The organism is Streptomyces shaanxiensis (genome assembly GCF_039537145.1).
Lineage (GTDB): Bacteria > Actinomycetota > Actinomycetes > Streptomycetales > Streptomycetaceae > Streptomyces > Streptomyces shaanxiensis.
The window spans coordinates 317,561-331,015 of record NZ_BAAAZY010000005.1 but is presented as its reverse complement, the minus strand read 5'-3'; the positions used below and the strand labels follow the sequence as shown (position 1 = coordinate 331,015).

Genomic DNA, 13,455 nt, shown 5'->3' with positions numbered 1-13,455 from the left:
GACCGAGTGGCTCTAGACTCGTCGGTGTGGTGAGCACCGACTGGAAGAGCGACCTCAGGCAGCGCGGCTACCGGCTGACGCCGCAGCGGCAACTCGTGCTCGAAGCCGTGGACACCCTTGAGCACGCGACCCCCGACGACATCCTCGTGGAAGTGAGGAAGACGGCGTCGGGGGTCAACATTTCCACCGTGTACCGGACCCTGGAGCTCCTGGAGGAGCTCGGGCTGGTCAGCCACGCCCACCTGGGGCACGGCGCGCCGACGTACCACCTCGCCGACCGGCACCACCACATCCACCTGGTGTGCCGCGACTGCACGAACGTGATCGAGGCCGATCTGTCGGTGGCCGCGGAGTTCACGGCCAAACTGCGCCAGACCTTCGGGTTCGACACGGACATGAAGCACTTCGCGATCTTCGGTCGGTGCACGGACTGTGCGGACCGTTCGGCGAAGACCTCGAACGCCAAGACTTCAACTACCGAGTCGTAGGCTTGTGCCCATGAAGAGCCCCCTGCTGACCCTGCCCGGCGCCGTGCCCGCCGAGGGCGTGGACGAAGGCGTCGCCGCCCACTACGGCGATCTGTTCCGTGAGCAGCGCGCCCTCGCCGACGGCATCGGATTCGTCGACCTCTCGCACCGCGGAGTCGTCTCCGTCTCCGGCGAGGACCGGCTGAGCTGGCTGCATCTGCTGCTCACCCAGCACGTCAGCGACCTGCCGACCGGCGAGGCCACCGAGGCGCTGATCCTCTCCGCGCACGGCCACATCGAGCACGCGCTGTATCTCGTGGACGACGGGGCGACGGCCTGGGCCCATGTCGAGCCCGGCTCCCAGGACGCGCTGATCGCGTACCTGGAGTCGATGAAGTTCTTCTACCGGGTCGAAGTCGCCGACCGCACCGACGAGTTCGCGGTCGTGCACCTGCCCGCCGGGTCCATCGCCGACGTGCCCGAGGGCGCCGTCGTACGCGAGACGGCGTACGGCCGCGATCTGTTCGTCCCGCGGGCGGACCTGGAGTCGTACGCGGAAGAGGCCGGCCCCGCGGCCGGGATCCTGGCGTACGAAGCCCTCCGCGTCGAGCACCACCGCCCGCGCGTCGGCTTCGAGACCGACCACCGCACCATCCCGCACGAGCTGGGCTGGATCGGCACCGCGGTGCACCTGCAGAAGGGCTGCTACCGGGGCCAGGAGACGGTCGCCCGCGTCCAGAACCTGGGCAAGCCCCCGCGCCGCCTGGTCTTCCTCCACCTGGACGGCAGCGAGGTCCACCTCCCGCCCCACGGCACCGAGATCCACCTCGCGGACGAGGGCCCCGACGGCCGGAAGATCGGCTTCATCACGACGTCCGTACGCCACCACGAGCTCGGTCCGGTCGCGCTCGCGCTGGTGAAGCGGAACGTGCCGCTGGACGCGCGGTTGGTGGCGGACACGACGGCGGCGGCGCAGGAGGTCGTGGTCGAGCCCTGAGGTCGCGGTGGCGCGGCTAGATCTCCACGAGCACGGTGAACGGTCCGTCGTTCGTCAGTGCCACCCGCATCTTCGCGCCGAACCGGCCCGTGGCCACCGTCGCGCCGAGGGCGCGGAGTTGGGCGACGACCTCGTCGACGAGCGGCTCGGCGACGTCGCCGGGGGCGGCGGCGTTCCAGGTGGGCCGACGGCCCTTGCGCGCATCGCCGTAGAGGGTGAACTGGCTGATGACGAGGAGCGGGGCGTCGATGTCGCTGCAGGACCTCTCGTCGTTCAGCATGCGGATCGACCAGAGTTTGCGGGCGAGTTGGGCCGCCTTCTCCTTGGTGTCCTCGTGGGTGACGCCGACGAGCACGCACAGGCCCTCGCCGGTGATCTCCCCGACCGTCTCGCCGTCCACGACGACGCTCGCGCCGTCCACTCTCTGCACCACAGCTCGCATGCCGCCCATCATGCCGTGTGCGCGGAGTGGCCTGGTGAGGGCCCGGATGGAGACCCCTTTGGGGGCCTCTTTTTGGATCCTTAACCCCCCATCTGGGGCTGTTCGTGGGCACTCGGTCACATAGCGGCCAGTTGGGATGGCACCATGCTTCCACACGCCGGTCGAGGGGACGGTAGAGGCACATGAGCACACCGAGTACCGGGCAGCCCCCTGGGGCTGTCGTGTTGACCCACGCGGGCCAGCCGGCCGCAATCCGGCCACCCACACAACGCACCGCCGACGATCCGGGCCCCGGCCCGCACGCTCCGCTGCCCGCGGAGCCGCCCGAACAGGATCTGACCGTACTCAGCCTGCCCGAACTGCGCACCCTGCGCCGGGACGCGCAGAGCGACGAGGCGGACCTGAGTTATGTACGGCGGCTGCTGCAGGGCCGCATCGACATCCTGCGGGCGGAGCTGGCCCGGCGCTCTCCGGCGGGCGCGGCCTCTGTCGTGGACCGCCTCCCGGAGATCCTCACCGACGCCCCGGCCCGCCACCGCTCCTCCGCCCGCCATGTGACGCTGGGCACCCCGCAGAGCGAGGAGTACCGGCGGCTGGCGGCGGACATGCTGGCCGAGGTGGAACTCTCGGACCTGGAGGCCCGCACCGACACCGAGCTCACCACCGCGATGGGCCGCCTCGTACGGTACGAACAACAGGTCTCCCGCCGCCGCCAGCACCTACAGCGAACGGCGGACGACTGCAGCGCCGAGATCACCCGCCGCTACCGGGAGGGCGAGGCCCAGGTGGACGACCTACTGACGTAACCGACGGGCCAGGCGGCTACGCACGCCACCGGCGTCCACTTCTCGACGCCGGCTCGCGTGTTTCAGCCCGCCCGGCGTTCGAGGGCAGGGCCGCACCGTCCCGATCCCCCACCCACCCGCAGGGGGCGTCATCTGGACGAGGGCCACATCTCGACGCCGGTCCCGGTATTCCAGCCCGTCCGGCGTTTGAGGACGAGGCCCGTTCAGGGCCGAAGCGGGGGTCTGGGGGCGGCAGCCCCCAGAAGGCCCCGGGGTCGAAGGGGCGGAGCCCCTGGAGGATGGGACGGGTAGGGGCGGCGGGGGCGAGGAAAAACCGGCGACACCCCCGCGCTCGCCCACCTACCGTGACCCCATGAGCCGTCCCGAACCCCACATCGAGGTCCGCCCGATCACCGAGGCCGACATCCCCGACTGGAGCAGGGCCCTGAACACCGGCTTCCTGCGCACCCCCGGCGTCGCCGAGGCGGAGATCGCGGACCGCGCGTCGTACATCGACCCCACTCGCACCCTCGGCGCCTTCGACGCCGGCCGCTGCGTGGCCACCTTCCGTTCCTTCGCACAGGAACTCACCACCGTCGGCGGCACCGTCGTCCCCGCCGACGCCATCTCGAACGTCACCGTCACCCCCACCCACCGCCGCCGCGGCCTGCTCACCCGGATGATGGCCCACGACCTGGCGGCCGCGAAGGACCGCGGTGACGTCGTCGCGACCCTGATCTCCGCCGAGTACCCGATCTACGGCCGCTACGGCTTCGGCCCGGCGACCTGGACGGCCCAGTGGACGGTGGACGTCCCGCGGACCGGCCTCGACCCGAGGTGGTCCGGCCCCGAGGACGGCGGCCGTATCGACGTCGTGGACCCGGCGGACGTACGCAAGATCGGCCCGGAGCTGCACGAGCGGGTGCGCCGCGCCCAGCCGGGTGCCGTCGACCGCGACGAGCGCTGGTGGCAGGCCAACACCGGCCTGCTGCACCTGGACAGTTCCCCGTGGGCCGAGCCGTTCTTCGCCGTGTACCGCTCGGCGAGCGGCGAGGTCGACGGACTGGTGTCGTACAAGGCGGACGACCACTGGGGCGACGGCAAGCAGCCGTTGAACACGGCGACCGTGAACTGGCTGATCGCGGCGACCCCGGACGCCGAGCGCAACCTGTGGCGCTACCTGTGCTCGATCGACTGGATCACGACGGTCAAGAGCGGCTGGCGAGGCCCCGACGACCTGCTGCCCTTCTACCTGCCCGATCCGCGGGCCGCCCGGCTCACGACGCTGGCGGACTGGCTGTGGGTGCGGATCCTGGATGTCGTACGGGCGCTGGAGGCGCGTACGTACGACGGGGAGGGCTCGCTGGTGCTGGAGGTCGTGGACGGGGGCGGACTGGCCGGCGGGCGGTTCCGGCTGGAGGCGTCCGCGGACGGCGCATCCTGCACGCCCACCACCGACGCCGCCGAACTCGTCCTCGACGTCGCCGACTTGGCGCGGCTGTGGCTCGGTGACGAGTCCGCCGTACGGCTCGCCGCGCTGGGGCTGGTGCGGGAAGAACGAGCGGGCGCCGCCCGGGTGGCCGACGCCCTGCTGCGTACGTCCGGGCGACCTTGGTGCCCGGACATCTTCTGAGGTCTCCTTTCTGCCGGCGACAGGTCTGCTCATCCGTAGCGAGCTGTGTGGTTGTGGTTGTTGTTCAGTTGTGGCTGTGCGTTCGCTGTTCGGTTGTCGATGTGAAGTTGTGACTGTGCTGACCGACCGGGCTCCCGGCTCCCCTCCGGAAGGGAGCCCGGCCGACCGAACCTGGTGCCTGGGTCCTGCCGTAGCAACAGGGCCTAGTGGGCGAGCAGCATGACGAGGATCACCGCGCCGATGCCGCCGATCATGGTGTTCTTTGCCTTGATGCCGATGGACAGCGCCAGAAAGGCGACGATGCCCATCGGCCCGTACTTCCACTGGACGAGTTGCTCGAATCCGATGGCGAGTGCGGCGACAGCGAGGTAGACGAGCGGCATGCCGACCCCCCTTCCAGGCCAACCCATTTGAAGTTTGACCATGTTGTTGAAGTTGGTCGCCAACTTCACTGTACTTATGACCGCTTGGAACGTCTCATAACCACCATCCCCGGAACTGCCTAAAGATGGCGGGAAGTTGTAGTGTTTGGTCGTGGAGCCGAAACACGCCTCCGTCAATGGGCGGAAGAGGTCACAGCGGCCACAGAAGTCACATCGGGAGGTGGCCGACGAGCTGCGCGCCCGGATCACCTCGGGCGAGTTGCGGCCCGGCCAGCGCATGCCCACCCAGGCCAGGCTGGCCGACGAGTTCGGCGTCGAGCGCGGAGCCGTACGACAGGCGCTGCGCATCCTGCAGTCCGAGCACCTGCTGACCAACGTGTCCAAGGGGGCCCCGGCGACCGTCGCTCCCGACCTCGGCAAGGCGCTGACCGGCCCGGGAGCCCCGCCGCAGCCCACCATGGTGGCCCTGGCTCCGCGTATCGCCGCCGCCTTCGCGGCCCCGCACGTCGAGATCGACGCCCTGTGCCTGACCGCGGTCTCCCTCACGCTCGCCATCGGCGAACCGCTCCGCCAGATCCACGCCGGGCAGCTGAAACCGGCCAAGGTCGACGTCCGTGTCCTGCTGCCGAGCCGGGACATCTCGCTCGCCTTCCCGACGCCGGTGGACGCCACGGCCGACGCCGCCGACGAGCAGCTGCGCCTGCGCTGGCTGGCCCAGCGCAACGCCCAGGGCCAGGTGCTCCGGCACAATCTGCAGGCGCTGCGGTCCACGCACGGCATCGATGTGCGGATCAGCTTCCGCGCGCTGCCGTTCACCCCGCCGGTCAAGCTGTACCTGCTCAACAGCACGGAGGCGCTCTTCGCCTACTACACGCTGGCACGCAGCGAGGTGGAGATCGACCACCAGCAGCTGGAGATGTACGACGCCCCGGGCATCCAGTCCACGCTGTTCGCCTTCGAGCAGGGGGCGGGCCTGCGGGACACGACGTTCGTGGAGCAGTCGCATGTGTGGTTCAACGCGCTGTGGGAGACGATCAGTTCGGAGCTGGTGCTCACGAGCTGATCGTCCCCCACAGTGTTTGACCTGTGTGTTCGTCGCTCTCGTCGCTCCCGGCGGGCGCAGGGCTCATAGAGCGGGCCCCGAGACCAGGACGGCGAGGACGACGGCCCCGATCGAACTGATGGTCGGGCTTTTGGCCTTGATGCCTATGGTGAGCAGCAGCAGGCCGATGATGCCGGTGGCGCCGTACTTCCACTGGAGGGTCTGCTCGACACCTACGACGAAGACGGCGGAGAGGAGTGCGAGGACGGGCATCGGTGTTTCCCCCTTCGGGCTTCTGGGGATGGAAGGATTACTTCCGCCAACTCAACCAACTTGACGCCAACTCTGACTAAGTTGTCCCCACTTGGCCCCTACTTTGAAACAAGCTACAAACAACTCCCGCTAGATAGATCCGAGTTGTAGCGTTTGGTCGTGACTCAGGAGAACGTGGCAGTGAACGGCAGCAGGAGACTCTCTCCCCAGGAGATCGCGGACATCCTGCGGGAACGCATCCGCGTCGGTGAGCTCAAGGCGGGCGACCGCCTGCCCACCCAGGCCGAGTTGGCCGAGGAGTTCGGCGTGGAGCGAGGCACCGTACGCCAGGCCCTGCGCGCGCTCCAGGAGGATGGGCTGCTCACCAACGTGAGCAGGGGGAGCCCACCGCGGATCGCCGAGTCGACGCCGGCGCGGGAGGGGCCGCAGCCGACGGTGGTCGGGCTGGCGCCACGTCTGACGGAGGCGTTCGCGGCGCCGCACGTGCGCATCGACGCCGTCTGTCTCACGGCCGAGAGCCTGATGCTCGCGCTGGGCGAGCCCATCCGGCTGATCCATGAGGGCACCCTGCACCCCGAGTCGATCGACGTCCGCATCCTGCTGCCGTCCCGGGACATCACCCTCGCCTTCCCGGTCCCGGTCGAGAGCAGCGAGGGCGACCTGGTCCACCAGCGCTGGCTGGAGATGCGCAACGCCCAGGCGCAGGTGCTGCGGTACAACCTGCAGGCCGTACGGTCCACCCACGGCATCGACGTGCATGTCACCTTCCGCGCGCTGCCCTTCACCCCGCCGGTGAAGCTGTACCTGCTCAACGGGACGGAAGCGCTGATCGGCTACTACGTACTCACCGAGCGGCAGGAGGAGTACGAGAGCGAAATGCTGGACATGTACGACGCCCTGGGCTCGAAGTCCGTCCTCTTCTCCTTCGCGAAGGAGGCCAGGGGGCGCGACGCCGCGTTCGTGGAGGAGTCCGAGAAGTGGTTCGACGCCCTCTGGGAAACCATCACGACGGACCTGACACTCTCCTAGTGACTTCAGACACGACAGATACGGCGCAGACTGAACCGGTGGCAGCAGAGACGCAGTACGACACCGAGAGGCTCAAAGAACTCATAGCCCGTGCGCGGGTCGTCCTGTGGGACTTCGACGGGCCGATCTGCACGCTGTTCGCCCGGCACCCGTCAGCGGGCGTGGCCGCCCGGTTCGTGGAGTGGCTCGAGCGGGTCGGCCTGTCCTACCTGTTGATGGAGCAGGAGCGGGGGTTCCAGGATCCGCAGGCCGTGCTGCGCGCGGTCGACAGCCGACATCCCGGCAGCGATCTGGTGGCGGAGATGGAGGAACGTCTCACCAAGGAGGAACTCCACGCGGCCATCGGCGCGATGCCCACGCCGTGGGCAGACCCGTTGATCCGAACCTGGAAGGCCGTGGGCGCCCGCCTGGCCATCACGACGAACAACTCTCCACTGGCTGTCCACAAGTACCTGGAGAGCCGCGACCTGCTCTCCTGCTTCGCCCCTCACATATACGGCCGCACGCAGGACCTCGGCCTCCTCAAGCCCGACCCGCACTGCCTCAACCGCGCGCTGAGCGCCATGGGGGCCGACCCGGCCACCGCGCTGATGATCGGCGACTCACCCGCGGACGCCGCCGCCGCCCGTGAGGCCGGCGTCTCCTTCCTCGGTTATGCGCGGGACGAGGACAAGGAGAACTCGCTGCGGGACGTCAAGGTGAAGGATGTCGTCGGCTCCCTGGAGCCCTTGCTGCAGTTGTTGCGTGAGAAGCCGACCGATCTGACTGGTTGACTGAAGCGGCGGCCGGCCGCTCATCGGTGAAACCCTCTCAGGCCTGGGTCATGAGCAGGATGAGCACCACCGCCCCGACGTACGCGCAGGTCCTGCTATGTGCCTGGATCCCGATGACGAGGAAGAAGAGACCCAGCATCACCAGCGCCCCGTAGGGCGACCGGACGACCTGGTCCGCTATGGCGAATCCGATGTGCAGCAGCGCATTCTTGCTCATGAGTCCCCCCGGCTACAGCTCTCCTCGAGGCGATCAACTTGCAGTCCAATTGGACTGGTTGACTTATTCTGGTTCTGCCCTGGCCCATTGATCCCTTAACCGGCAGTCAAGTTGGACTGCCGATGTGGCTGGAAGCGGGTTTGCCCGGCGGCGCGGAGAGGTACGGTCGCGTTGTGGGCGGCGAGCACGGTGGCGACGGTGGCGGCAGGGAGTTCGAGCGTGTCGCCAGGGAGCTGCGGGCTCGTATGACCGACGGCCGGTACCCGATGAACAACAAGCTTCCGGCGCAGCGCGACCTGGCCGACGAGTTCGGAGTCTCCCGGGACACCGTGCAGCGGGTGCTCAGAGAGCTGGTGAGCGAGGGCTGGATCGAGACGCGTCAGGGGAGCGGCACCAAGGTCATCAGGAACCAGCGGATCGATTCGCCGACGAGCGTCAAGTGGCCCGATCGCAAGGTCACGTTGGGACGACTCATCGAGCAGGCCTTCGAAAGGCGCGAAGTGACGCTGGACGTCTTCACGCTGACGGCGGAGTCCCTGGACGCCCATATCCGGGTGCAGGCAGAGCGGATCCAGGTCAAGGAGATCGCCCCGAAACGCATAGCCCTGCGCATGCTGTTGCCCGAGGAGTCACTCGATTTCCCGTACCTGAAACCGGAGAACCCCGAGTACGACCAACTCCTGAAAGCGCGGTTCCTGGATATCGCGCGTCGGCACACCGACAGCCTGCGCGCGGTGATGAGGCAGCTGGAGTCCGAGAAGCTCGTGCCCTCGGTGGACTTCCAGATCCGGCGGACCAAGCTGTTGCCGACTTTCAAGCTGTACCTGGTCAACCAGGAGGAAGCACTGTTCGGCCTCTATGGGATCTACAAGCGACCCATCGAACTGGACGACGGACAGGAGATCATGGCGATGGACGTGGTCGGACTGGGCGCCACACTCACCCATCACGTGAAGGACGCCGATCAGCACTCACCGGGAACGGAGTTCGTGGACGACAAACAGGGCTGGTTCGATTCCGCCTGGGAGCTCGTCAGCGCACCGGACGAATGGCCGGCCGAGCGGCACGGAGCAGGCGCGCCGCCTCGATGACCGGCTGATGCGAGGAGACCACGGCCTCCGCTCCGCTCTCCTTCATGTCCGCGGCCCGGGACGGTTTCCGGGTGTATCCGAGAAAACAGGTCCCCGCCGACCGGGCGGCTTTGAAGTCGGAGAGCTTGTCACCGACGAGAAGACAGTGGGAGGCGTCGAGGGAGAGTTCCTGGATGGCGCGCTCGACACAGCGCGGGTCCGGCTTCATGCGCCGTGCGTCGTGCGGATCCCGGCCGAATACGCCGTGGAATGTCGAACCGAGCCGGATGTCGGACCGGTCGAGGAATTTCCGGATCGGCTTCTCGGCGTTGTTGCTCACGACGGCCAGGCGCATGCGGAGTCCGGACAGCAGTTCCACGAGAGTGACGATGTCCTGCGCGGGCTCGGCGGTCTCGACAGCCTTGTCCTCCGCCCGCGTCACGATGTCCTCGGCAAGCTTGAGCGGTAGGGGACTGGGCCGCACGGGGGCCGCCTCGTACATGTCCCTGAGGTGCCGGAGGATGTCGTGCGAGTCGGAGCAGCGCTCGACCTCCGCGGCGAGGGGATTCCACCCCCGGTGCCCTCGTGCCGTCTCCTTGATCTCGTCCGCCACGTCCTTCGTGGGCAGGCCCCGGAAGAGGGAACACAGGGGCCCGTCGAAGTCGAAGAGAACCGCCTTGGTCCGGTTGAGGAGGGCCGGCAGGGAATCCTGGTCGTCGATCGTGTCACCCAATGTGCCTCCCTGAGGTCATCGCGACAGTCTGGCCCACCGCCCAGCCGGTCTGCCAGCGCTTCCGGCCGGTTCCCCACCTGTGTCGGGTCCGTCGTTCTCGTGTGCGCCGCTTGGCCCGGAAGGGGGCCGGTCACCCGAATGCACGAGTTCTCCACCGTTGTTTGACTCCGGAGTAGTAACGTGCGTCCCCTCTTCCCCATCGGCCCGACCGGAATGGCCTGAACCCAGCGCATGACAACCCCCTCGGTCTCCGACGATCGGCAGCGAGCCGACGAGTTGAGCGTCGATCCGGGACTCGTCAGAGGTCCGCTCAAGGGGTACCACCATGTGACCCACGTCCTGCTGGCGGAACGGACCTGGATCAAGGTCCGGGAGCCGCGTGCGGAGATCCTGTGGTTCGACCGACGGTGCTTCAAGTCGGAGGAAGAGCTGCTCAGGGCCCTGAAGAAGCACGACATCGGGTGTGTGCCGGACATCGTGGCCATCGGCGGTACGGACTTTCAGGGGTTCATCGAGGGGCGTACGGTCGGCGACCGGCGCTGGTGGTCGAGCCGACGTGTGTCCGACGCGATCTTCGACCAACTCGTCGACCTGTTCCGGGAGATGGTCCGGATCAGGCCACCCATGCTGAAGGCCGAGCGGCGCTGCGAGCCCGAGGACCGCCCCGACGACGGTGACACCGACGGCTTCCTGGAACGCCTGATCGTCTTCATGGAGGACCAGGTCTACGAGAGGAACCGCCCGCAGTTCGAAGGGCTGTTCCGGGAACTCGGCGTGCACGACGAATCGTTCACCCGGCTCAGGAAGAGAGTGTCCGGTCTGACGAGGCGGCCTTTCTGCCTGCTGCACGCGGACCTGCACCGCAAGAACCTCATCGTCGATCCGCAGGGCCGGCTCTGGGTGATCGACTGGGAGTTGGCCATGGTGGGGGACCCCCTGTACGACCTGGCCACCCATCTCTATCTGATGCGCTATCCGGCGTGGCAGGAAGACCGTATGACGCTGGAATGGCGCCGGGTCGTCGAGCGCGTCCATCCCGGAAGTTCCCGCGGCTGGGAGCAGGACCTCCCGCGGATTCTCGACTTCAAGAGGGCGCAGTCGGTGTTCACCGATGTCATTCGCGTGTCCTTGAAACTGCGTGAGCAGACGGAATTCAGCTGGGTGGGTCTTCCCGCGGCCTCCGCTAAACTCCACCGGATCCTGACGGCGGCCGCCGAGCCGCTCGGGCTGGAGAAGGTGCGGACCCCTCAGCAGATCATGGCTGCGCTGGTCCGTTGGCACAGAGAAACGGACACGGTCGTAATGAACGCTTCTGACGCCTCGTAGTCTCACATTGACAGGATTCTCCACCTGCACGGCACGACACTGCCGTATCTTCCTCTTCTCGAGTCCGGCTTCCGTGATGTCCGACAGGAGCGGCCTGTGAGCGCACGTCCTGCTCCCCGCCCCGCTCGCCGTGTGCGAGTGGATCAGGGGCGGAGCGACGAGATCCTCCGGCTGGCGCGCCAGAGTGGCGCGGTGAGCCGGGGGCACCACAACTCGAACTACGTGTGGGAGCTGCCCCGGCGTGACGCTCGACTGCTCGGTCTGGAGCCCGGCACCAGGGTGATCGTGCGGGTCCGCGAGACCGGCGCGACGCCCGTTGTTCTCAGGACGTGGTTCGACGAGGGCGCGGTCCTGGACGCCGTACGAGGCGTCCAGACGGGCACCCCCGAATGCCTGGCCGAAGGGGATGGCTTCCGGATCCACAGCTATGTGGAGGGCAAGCCGCTGTCGGTCCACTCCGAGAACGGCAAGCCCGTCGACACCCTGTACGTCGAGGTGCTGGCCCAACAGGTGGCCGGGACGTTCACGGTGCGACGGGAGGCACTGCCCCTACTGCCGTGGTTCTGGTCCCGTGACGGTGACAGCCAGGGCTTTCTGCGCCTGCTGGTGAGCCGTGCCGACTGGAGCATCCGGAAGCCCAATCGGGCCGAGTTCGGTGGGCTGTTCGCCGCGCTGGGCGTCCCGGAGGACGCTCTCGCCCGGCTGGGCCGACGGGTGCCCGCCATGCGCTCCCGGCCCTACGGCCTGCTCCATGCGGACCTGCATCGCGACAACCTGATCGTCCCCGAGGCGGCGGCGACGCCCGTCGTCCGCATCGACTGGGAACTGGCGACCTACGGCGACCCTCTGCACGACCTCGCCACGCATCTCGTGCGCATGCAGTACCCCGACCACCAGGTGGACGAGGTGATCGGCGTCTGGGCGGAAGCCATGCAGCGAATATGCCCGGCCGCGATCGAGGGACTGACCGAGGACCTGAGCCATTACCTCGCCTTCGAGCACGGGCAGTCCGTCTATCCGGACGTCATGCGCGCCGCCGGTGCTCTGCGGAGTTCGGCCGGCGAGGAGGGCCTGCACAAGGCGGCCGAGTCCGTGTGCCGGGCTCTGGAGACGGCGGAGGAGCCGCTGGGGCTGACGAGTGTGCCGCGCGTGGCCGCGGTCGAGGGGATCCTGTTCCGGTGGCGGGCGGCCCGACCCGCCGACGCCGAGCGCACCGGCCGTCGTACCGCCGGCCCCCGGACGATCGGCTGGGAGCCGGATCAACGCTTTCCGGAGCGGCCGGAGTTCCCGCACTCCGCCGTCCCGGTCGCCCTCGCCGCGGAGGGCGCGGTTCCGGCCCGTCTGATGCTGGAGGGGACCGCGCATCGCAACTCGGTGGTCTGGCCGGCGGAGTTCCCCTTCCCGGTGGTGGTGCGACGCGGCCTGGCGACGGCGCACCGGCGGGAGCGCGGCTTCCTCAGCGAGCAAGCCGTTCTGCGGGCCATCGAGGAGTCGCGCGCCAACGTGGCGGCCCCGAAGGTGCTCGCCGTGGGAAGCAGTTACGGCGGCGAGTCGTTCGCCATCCACACCTATGCCGGCGAGCCGGACCTCGACCGGTCCCCCAGGCATCCGGTGCACGGCCTGCTTCCCCACGAGGCGGACGCGCTGGTGGACCAGCTGTGTGCTCTGACGCGGGTCGACCACCGAAAGCTCGACCCGATGGCCGACGCGGGCGACTTCTTCCGCTGGCTGTGCGCGGACCTCGTCCGCCTGGTGACCGCCCTGCCGAAGGAGTCGCAGCAGCTGGCCCGGCTCCTGGGTCTGCCCGGGGCCGGCCGGCTCGGGGAGATCCTGTCCCGGTTCCGGGTGAGCGAGCGGAAGCCCGCCCTGCTCCACGGTGACCTTCATCCGTGGAACCTCGTACGCCGCCGGGGCCACCCGTGGCTGACCATCGTCGACTGGGAGCTGGCGTTGGTCGGTGACCCGCTCCATGACCTGGTCCGGCACATGCACCTCACCCGTACCCGACCCGAGATATACCCGCGCATGTTCCGGCGCTGGGTGCTCCAGCTGGACGGGGAGTTCACCCGCGACTGGCGTAAGGACCGGCACGTCTACCGCGGGCTCGAATTCGTGCGGTCGGCCTACCTCGACCTCGACCGTCTGGTGACCGGCGCGGGCCTGCGAGCCCCCTATGTCCGCCGAGCCGTGGACTCGTACGGCCGCACCCTGGAGGCAGCCGGGCGCTTCCTCGGCCTCCCCGTCCGACCTGCGGCCATCGCCTGACGTCGGCCCCGCGGTCGCCT

The 13,455-nt window shown here is 68.5% G+C and carries 15 protein-coding genes; 10 read left to right on the top strand and 5 right to left on the bottom strand.

The window, feature by feature from the left end:
- Positions 1 to 26: 26 nt before the first annotated feature.
- Positions 27 to 488 (top strand): Fur family transcriptional regulator, encoded by a 462-nt coding sequence (locus tag ABD932_RS06435; protein ID WP_345009486.1) that lies wholly within the window; start codon positions 27 to 29, stop codon positions 486 to 488.
- A gap of 10 nt (positions 489 to 498) precedes the next feature.
- Positions 499 to 1,464, top strand: coding sequence for a CAF17-like 4Fe-4S cluster assembly/insertion protein YgfZ (ygfZ, locus tag ABD932_RS06430; protein WP_345009484.1), 966 nt, complete (start codon positions 499 to 501; stop codon positions 1,462 to 1,464).
- 16 nt (positions 1,465 to 1,480) lie between these two features.
- Here ygfZ and dtd read toward each other — a convergent pair whose 3' ends face one another.
- Entirely contained in the window at positions 1,481 to 1,906 is a 426-nt protein-coding gene (dtd, locus tag ABD932_RS06425) for a D-aminoacyl-tRNA deacylase (RefSeq protein ID WP_345009482.1), read from the bottom strand.
- 182 nt (positions 1,907 to 2,088) lie between these two features.
- Here dtd and ABD932_RS06420 point away from each other — a divergent pair, with 182 nt between their 5' ends.
- Positions 2,089 to 2,712, top strand: coding sequence for an RsiG family protein (locus ABD932_RS06420; RefSeq protein ID WP_345009480.1), 624 nt, complete (start codon positions 2,089 to 2,091; stop codon positions 2,710 to 2,712).
- Positions 2,713 to 3,064: 352 nt separating this feature from the next.
- The gene (locus ABD932_RS06415) at positions 3,065 to 4,324 is read left to right on the top strand and encodes a GNAT family N-acetyltransferase (protein WP_345009477.1); all 1,260 of its coding nucleotides are present in this window, start codon (positions 3,065 to 3,067) and stop codon (positions 4,322 to 4,324) included.
- 203 nt (positions 4,325 to 4,527) lie between these two features.
- Here ABD932_RS06415 and ABD932_RS06410 read toward each other — a convergent pair whose 3' ends face one another.
- Positions 4,528 to 4,707 carry a hypothetical protein gene (locus ABD932_RS06410; RefSeq protein WP_126393176.1) on the bottom strand — a complete coding sequence of 60 codons (180 nt, stop codon included), beginning with the start codon at positions 4,705 to 4,707 and terminating at the stop codon, positions 4,528 to 4,530.
- Positions 4,708 to 4,852: 145 nt separating this feature from the next.
- On the opposite strand from ABD932_RS06410, the gene ABD932_RS06405 reads away from it, so the two are divergent.
- Complete coding sequence (locus tag ABD932_RS06405; RefSeq protein WP_345009474.1) at positions 4,853 to 5,770, top strand: winged helix-turn-helix domain-containing protein; 918 nt, start codon at positions 4,853 to 4,855, stop codon at positions 5,768 to 5,770.
- Between the two features lie 63 nt (positions 5,771 to 5,833).
- On the opposite strand, the gene ABD932_RS06400 is transcribed toward ABD932_RS06405, so the two are convergent.
- A complete protein-coding gene (locus tag ABD932_RS06400; protein WP_093904309.1) occupies positions 5,834 to 6,022 on the bottom strand; it encodes a hypothetical protein in 189 nt (62 codons plus the stop codon).
- Between the two features lie 153 nt (positions 6,023 to 6,175).
- Here ABD932_RS06400 and ABD932_RS06395 point away from each other — a divergent pair, with 153 nt between their 5' ends.
- Entirely contained in the window at positions 6,176 to 7,051 is an 876-nt protein-coding gene (locus tag ABD932_RS06395; protein ID WP_345009470.1) for a GntR family transcriptional regulator, read from the top strand.
- Positions 7,052 to 7,089: 38 nt separating this feature from the next.
- Complete coding sequence (locus tag ABD932_RS06390) at positions 7,090 to 7,824, top strand: HAD family hydrolase (protein WP_345009468.1); 735 nt, start codon at positions 7,090 to 7,092, stop codon at positions 7,822 to 7,824.
- Positions 7,825 to 7,861: 37 nt separating this feature from the next.
- Here ABD932_RS06390 and ABD932_RS06385 read toward each other — a convergent pair whose 3' ends face one another.
- Positions 7,862 to 8,041, bottom strand: a complete 180-nt coding sequence (locus ABD932_RS06385; protein WP_345009466.1) for a hypothetical protein — start codon at positions 8,039 to 8,041, stop codon at positions 7,862 to 7,864.
- A gap of 173 nt (positions 8,042 to 8,214) precedes the next feature.
- On the opposite strand from ABD932_RS06385, the gene ABD932_RS06380 reads away from it, so the two are divergent.
- Positions 8,215 to 9,132: a winged helix-turn-helix domain-containing protein gene (locus ABD932_RS06380; RefSeq protein ID WP_345009464.1), complete on the top strand. Its 918-nt coding sequence runs from the start codon at positions 8,215 to 8,217 to the stop codon at positions 9,130 to 9,132.
- Here the strand turns inward: ABD932_RS06380 and ABD932_RS06375 are convergent.
- The gene (locus tag ABD932_RS06375; RefSeq protein WP_345009462.1) at positions 9,074 to 9,844 is read right to left on the bottom strand and encodes an HAD family hydrolase; all 771 of its coding nucleotides are present in this window, start codon (positions 9,842 to 9,844) and stop codon (positions 9,074 to 9,076) included. The genes ABD932_RS06380 and ABD932_RS06375 overlap by 59 nt on opposite strands.
- A gap of 231 nt (positions 9,845 to 10,075) precedes the next feature.
- On the opposite strand from ABD932_RS06375, the gene ABD932_RS06370 reads away from it, so the two are divergent.
- Both ABD932_RS06370 and ABD932_RS06365 read left to right on the top strand, forming a co-directional pair.
- Positions 10,076 to 11,170 carry a phosphotransferase gene (locus ABD932_RS06370; RefSeq protein WP_345009460.1) on the top strand — a complete coding sequence of 365 codons (1,095 nt, stop codon included), beginning with the start codon at positions 10,076 to 10,078 and terminating at the stop codon, positions 11,168 to 11,170.
- Between the two features lie 192 nt (positions 11,171 to 11,362).
- Positions 11,363 to 13,435: a phosphotransferase gene (locus ABD932_RS06365; RefSeq protein ID WP_345009458.1), complete on the top strand. Its 2,073-nt coding sequence runs from the start codon at positions 11,363 to 11,365 to the stop codon at positions 13,433 to 13,435.
- Positions 13,436 to 13,455: the final 20 nt, after the last annotated feature.

Excerpts from the sequence above, each read along its gene's own strand:
- ygfZ (WP_345009484.1), top strand. The coding sequence starts at position 499 with ATGAAGAGCCCCCTGCTGACCCTGCCCGGCGCCGTGCCCGCCGAGGGC.
- dtd (WP_345009482.1), bottom strand. The coding sequence starts at position 1,906 with ATGCGAGCTGTGGTGCAGAGAGTGGACGGCGCGAGCGTCGTCGTGGAC.
- ABD932_RS06420 (WP_345009480.1), top strand. The coding sequence starts at position 2,089 with ATGAGCACACCGAGTACCGGGCAGCCCCCTGGGGCTGTCGTGTTGACC.
- ABD932_RS06415 (WP_345009477.1), top strand. The coding sequence starts at position 3,065 with ATGAGCCGTCCCGAACCCCACATCGAGGTCCGCCCGATCACCGAGGCC.
- ABD932_RS06410 (WP_126393176.1), bottom strand. The coding sequence starts at position 4,707 with ATGCCGCTCGTCTACCTCGCTGTCGCCGCACTCGCCATCGGATTCGAG.
- ABD932_RS06400 (WP_093904309.1), bottom strand. The coding sequence starts at position 6,022 with ATGCCCGTCCTCGCACTCCTCTCCGCCGTCTTCGTCGTAGGTGTCGAG.
- ABD932_RS06385 (WP_345009466.1), bottom strand. The coding sequence starts at position 8,041 with ATGAGCAAGAATGCGCTGCTGCACATCGGATTCGCCATAGCGGACCAG.
- ABD932_RS06370 (WP_345009460.1), top strand. The coding sequence starts at position 10,076 with ATGACAACCCCCTCGGTCTCCGACGATCGGCAGCGAGCCGACGAGTTG.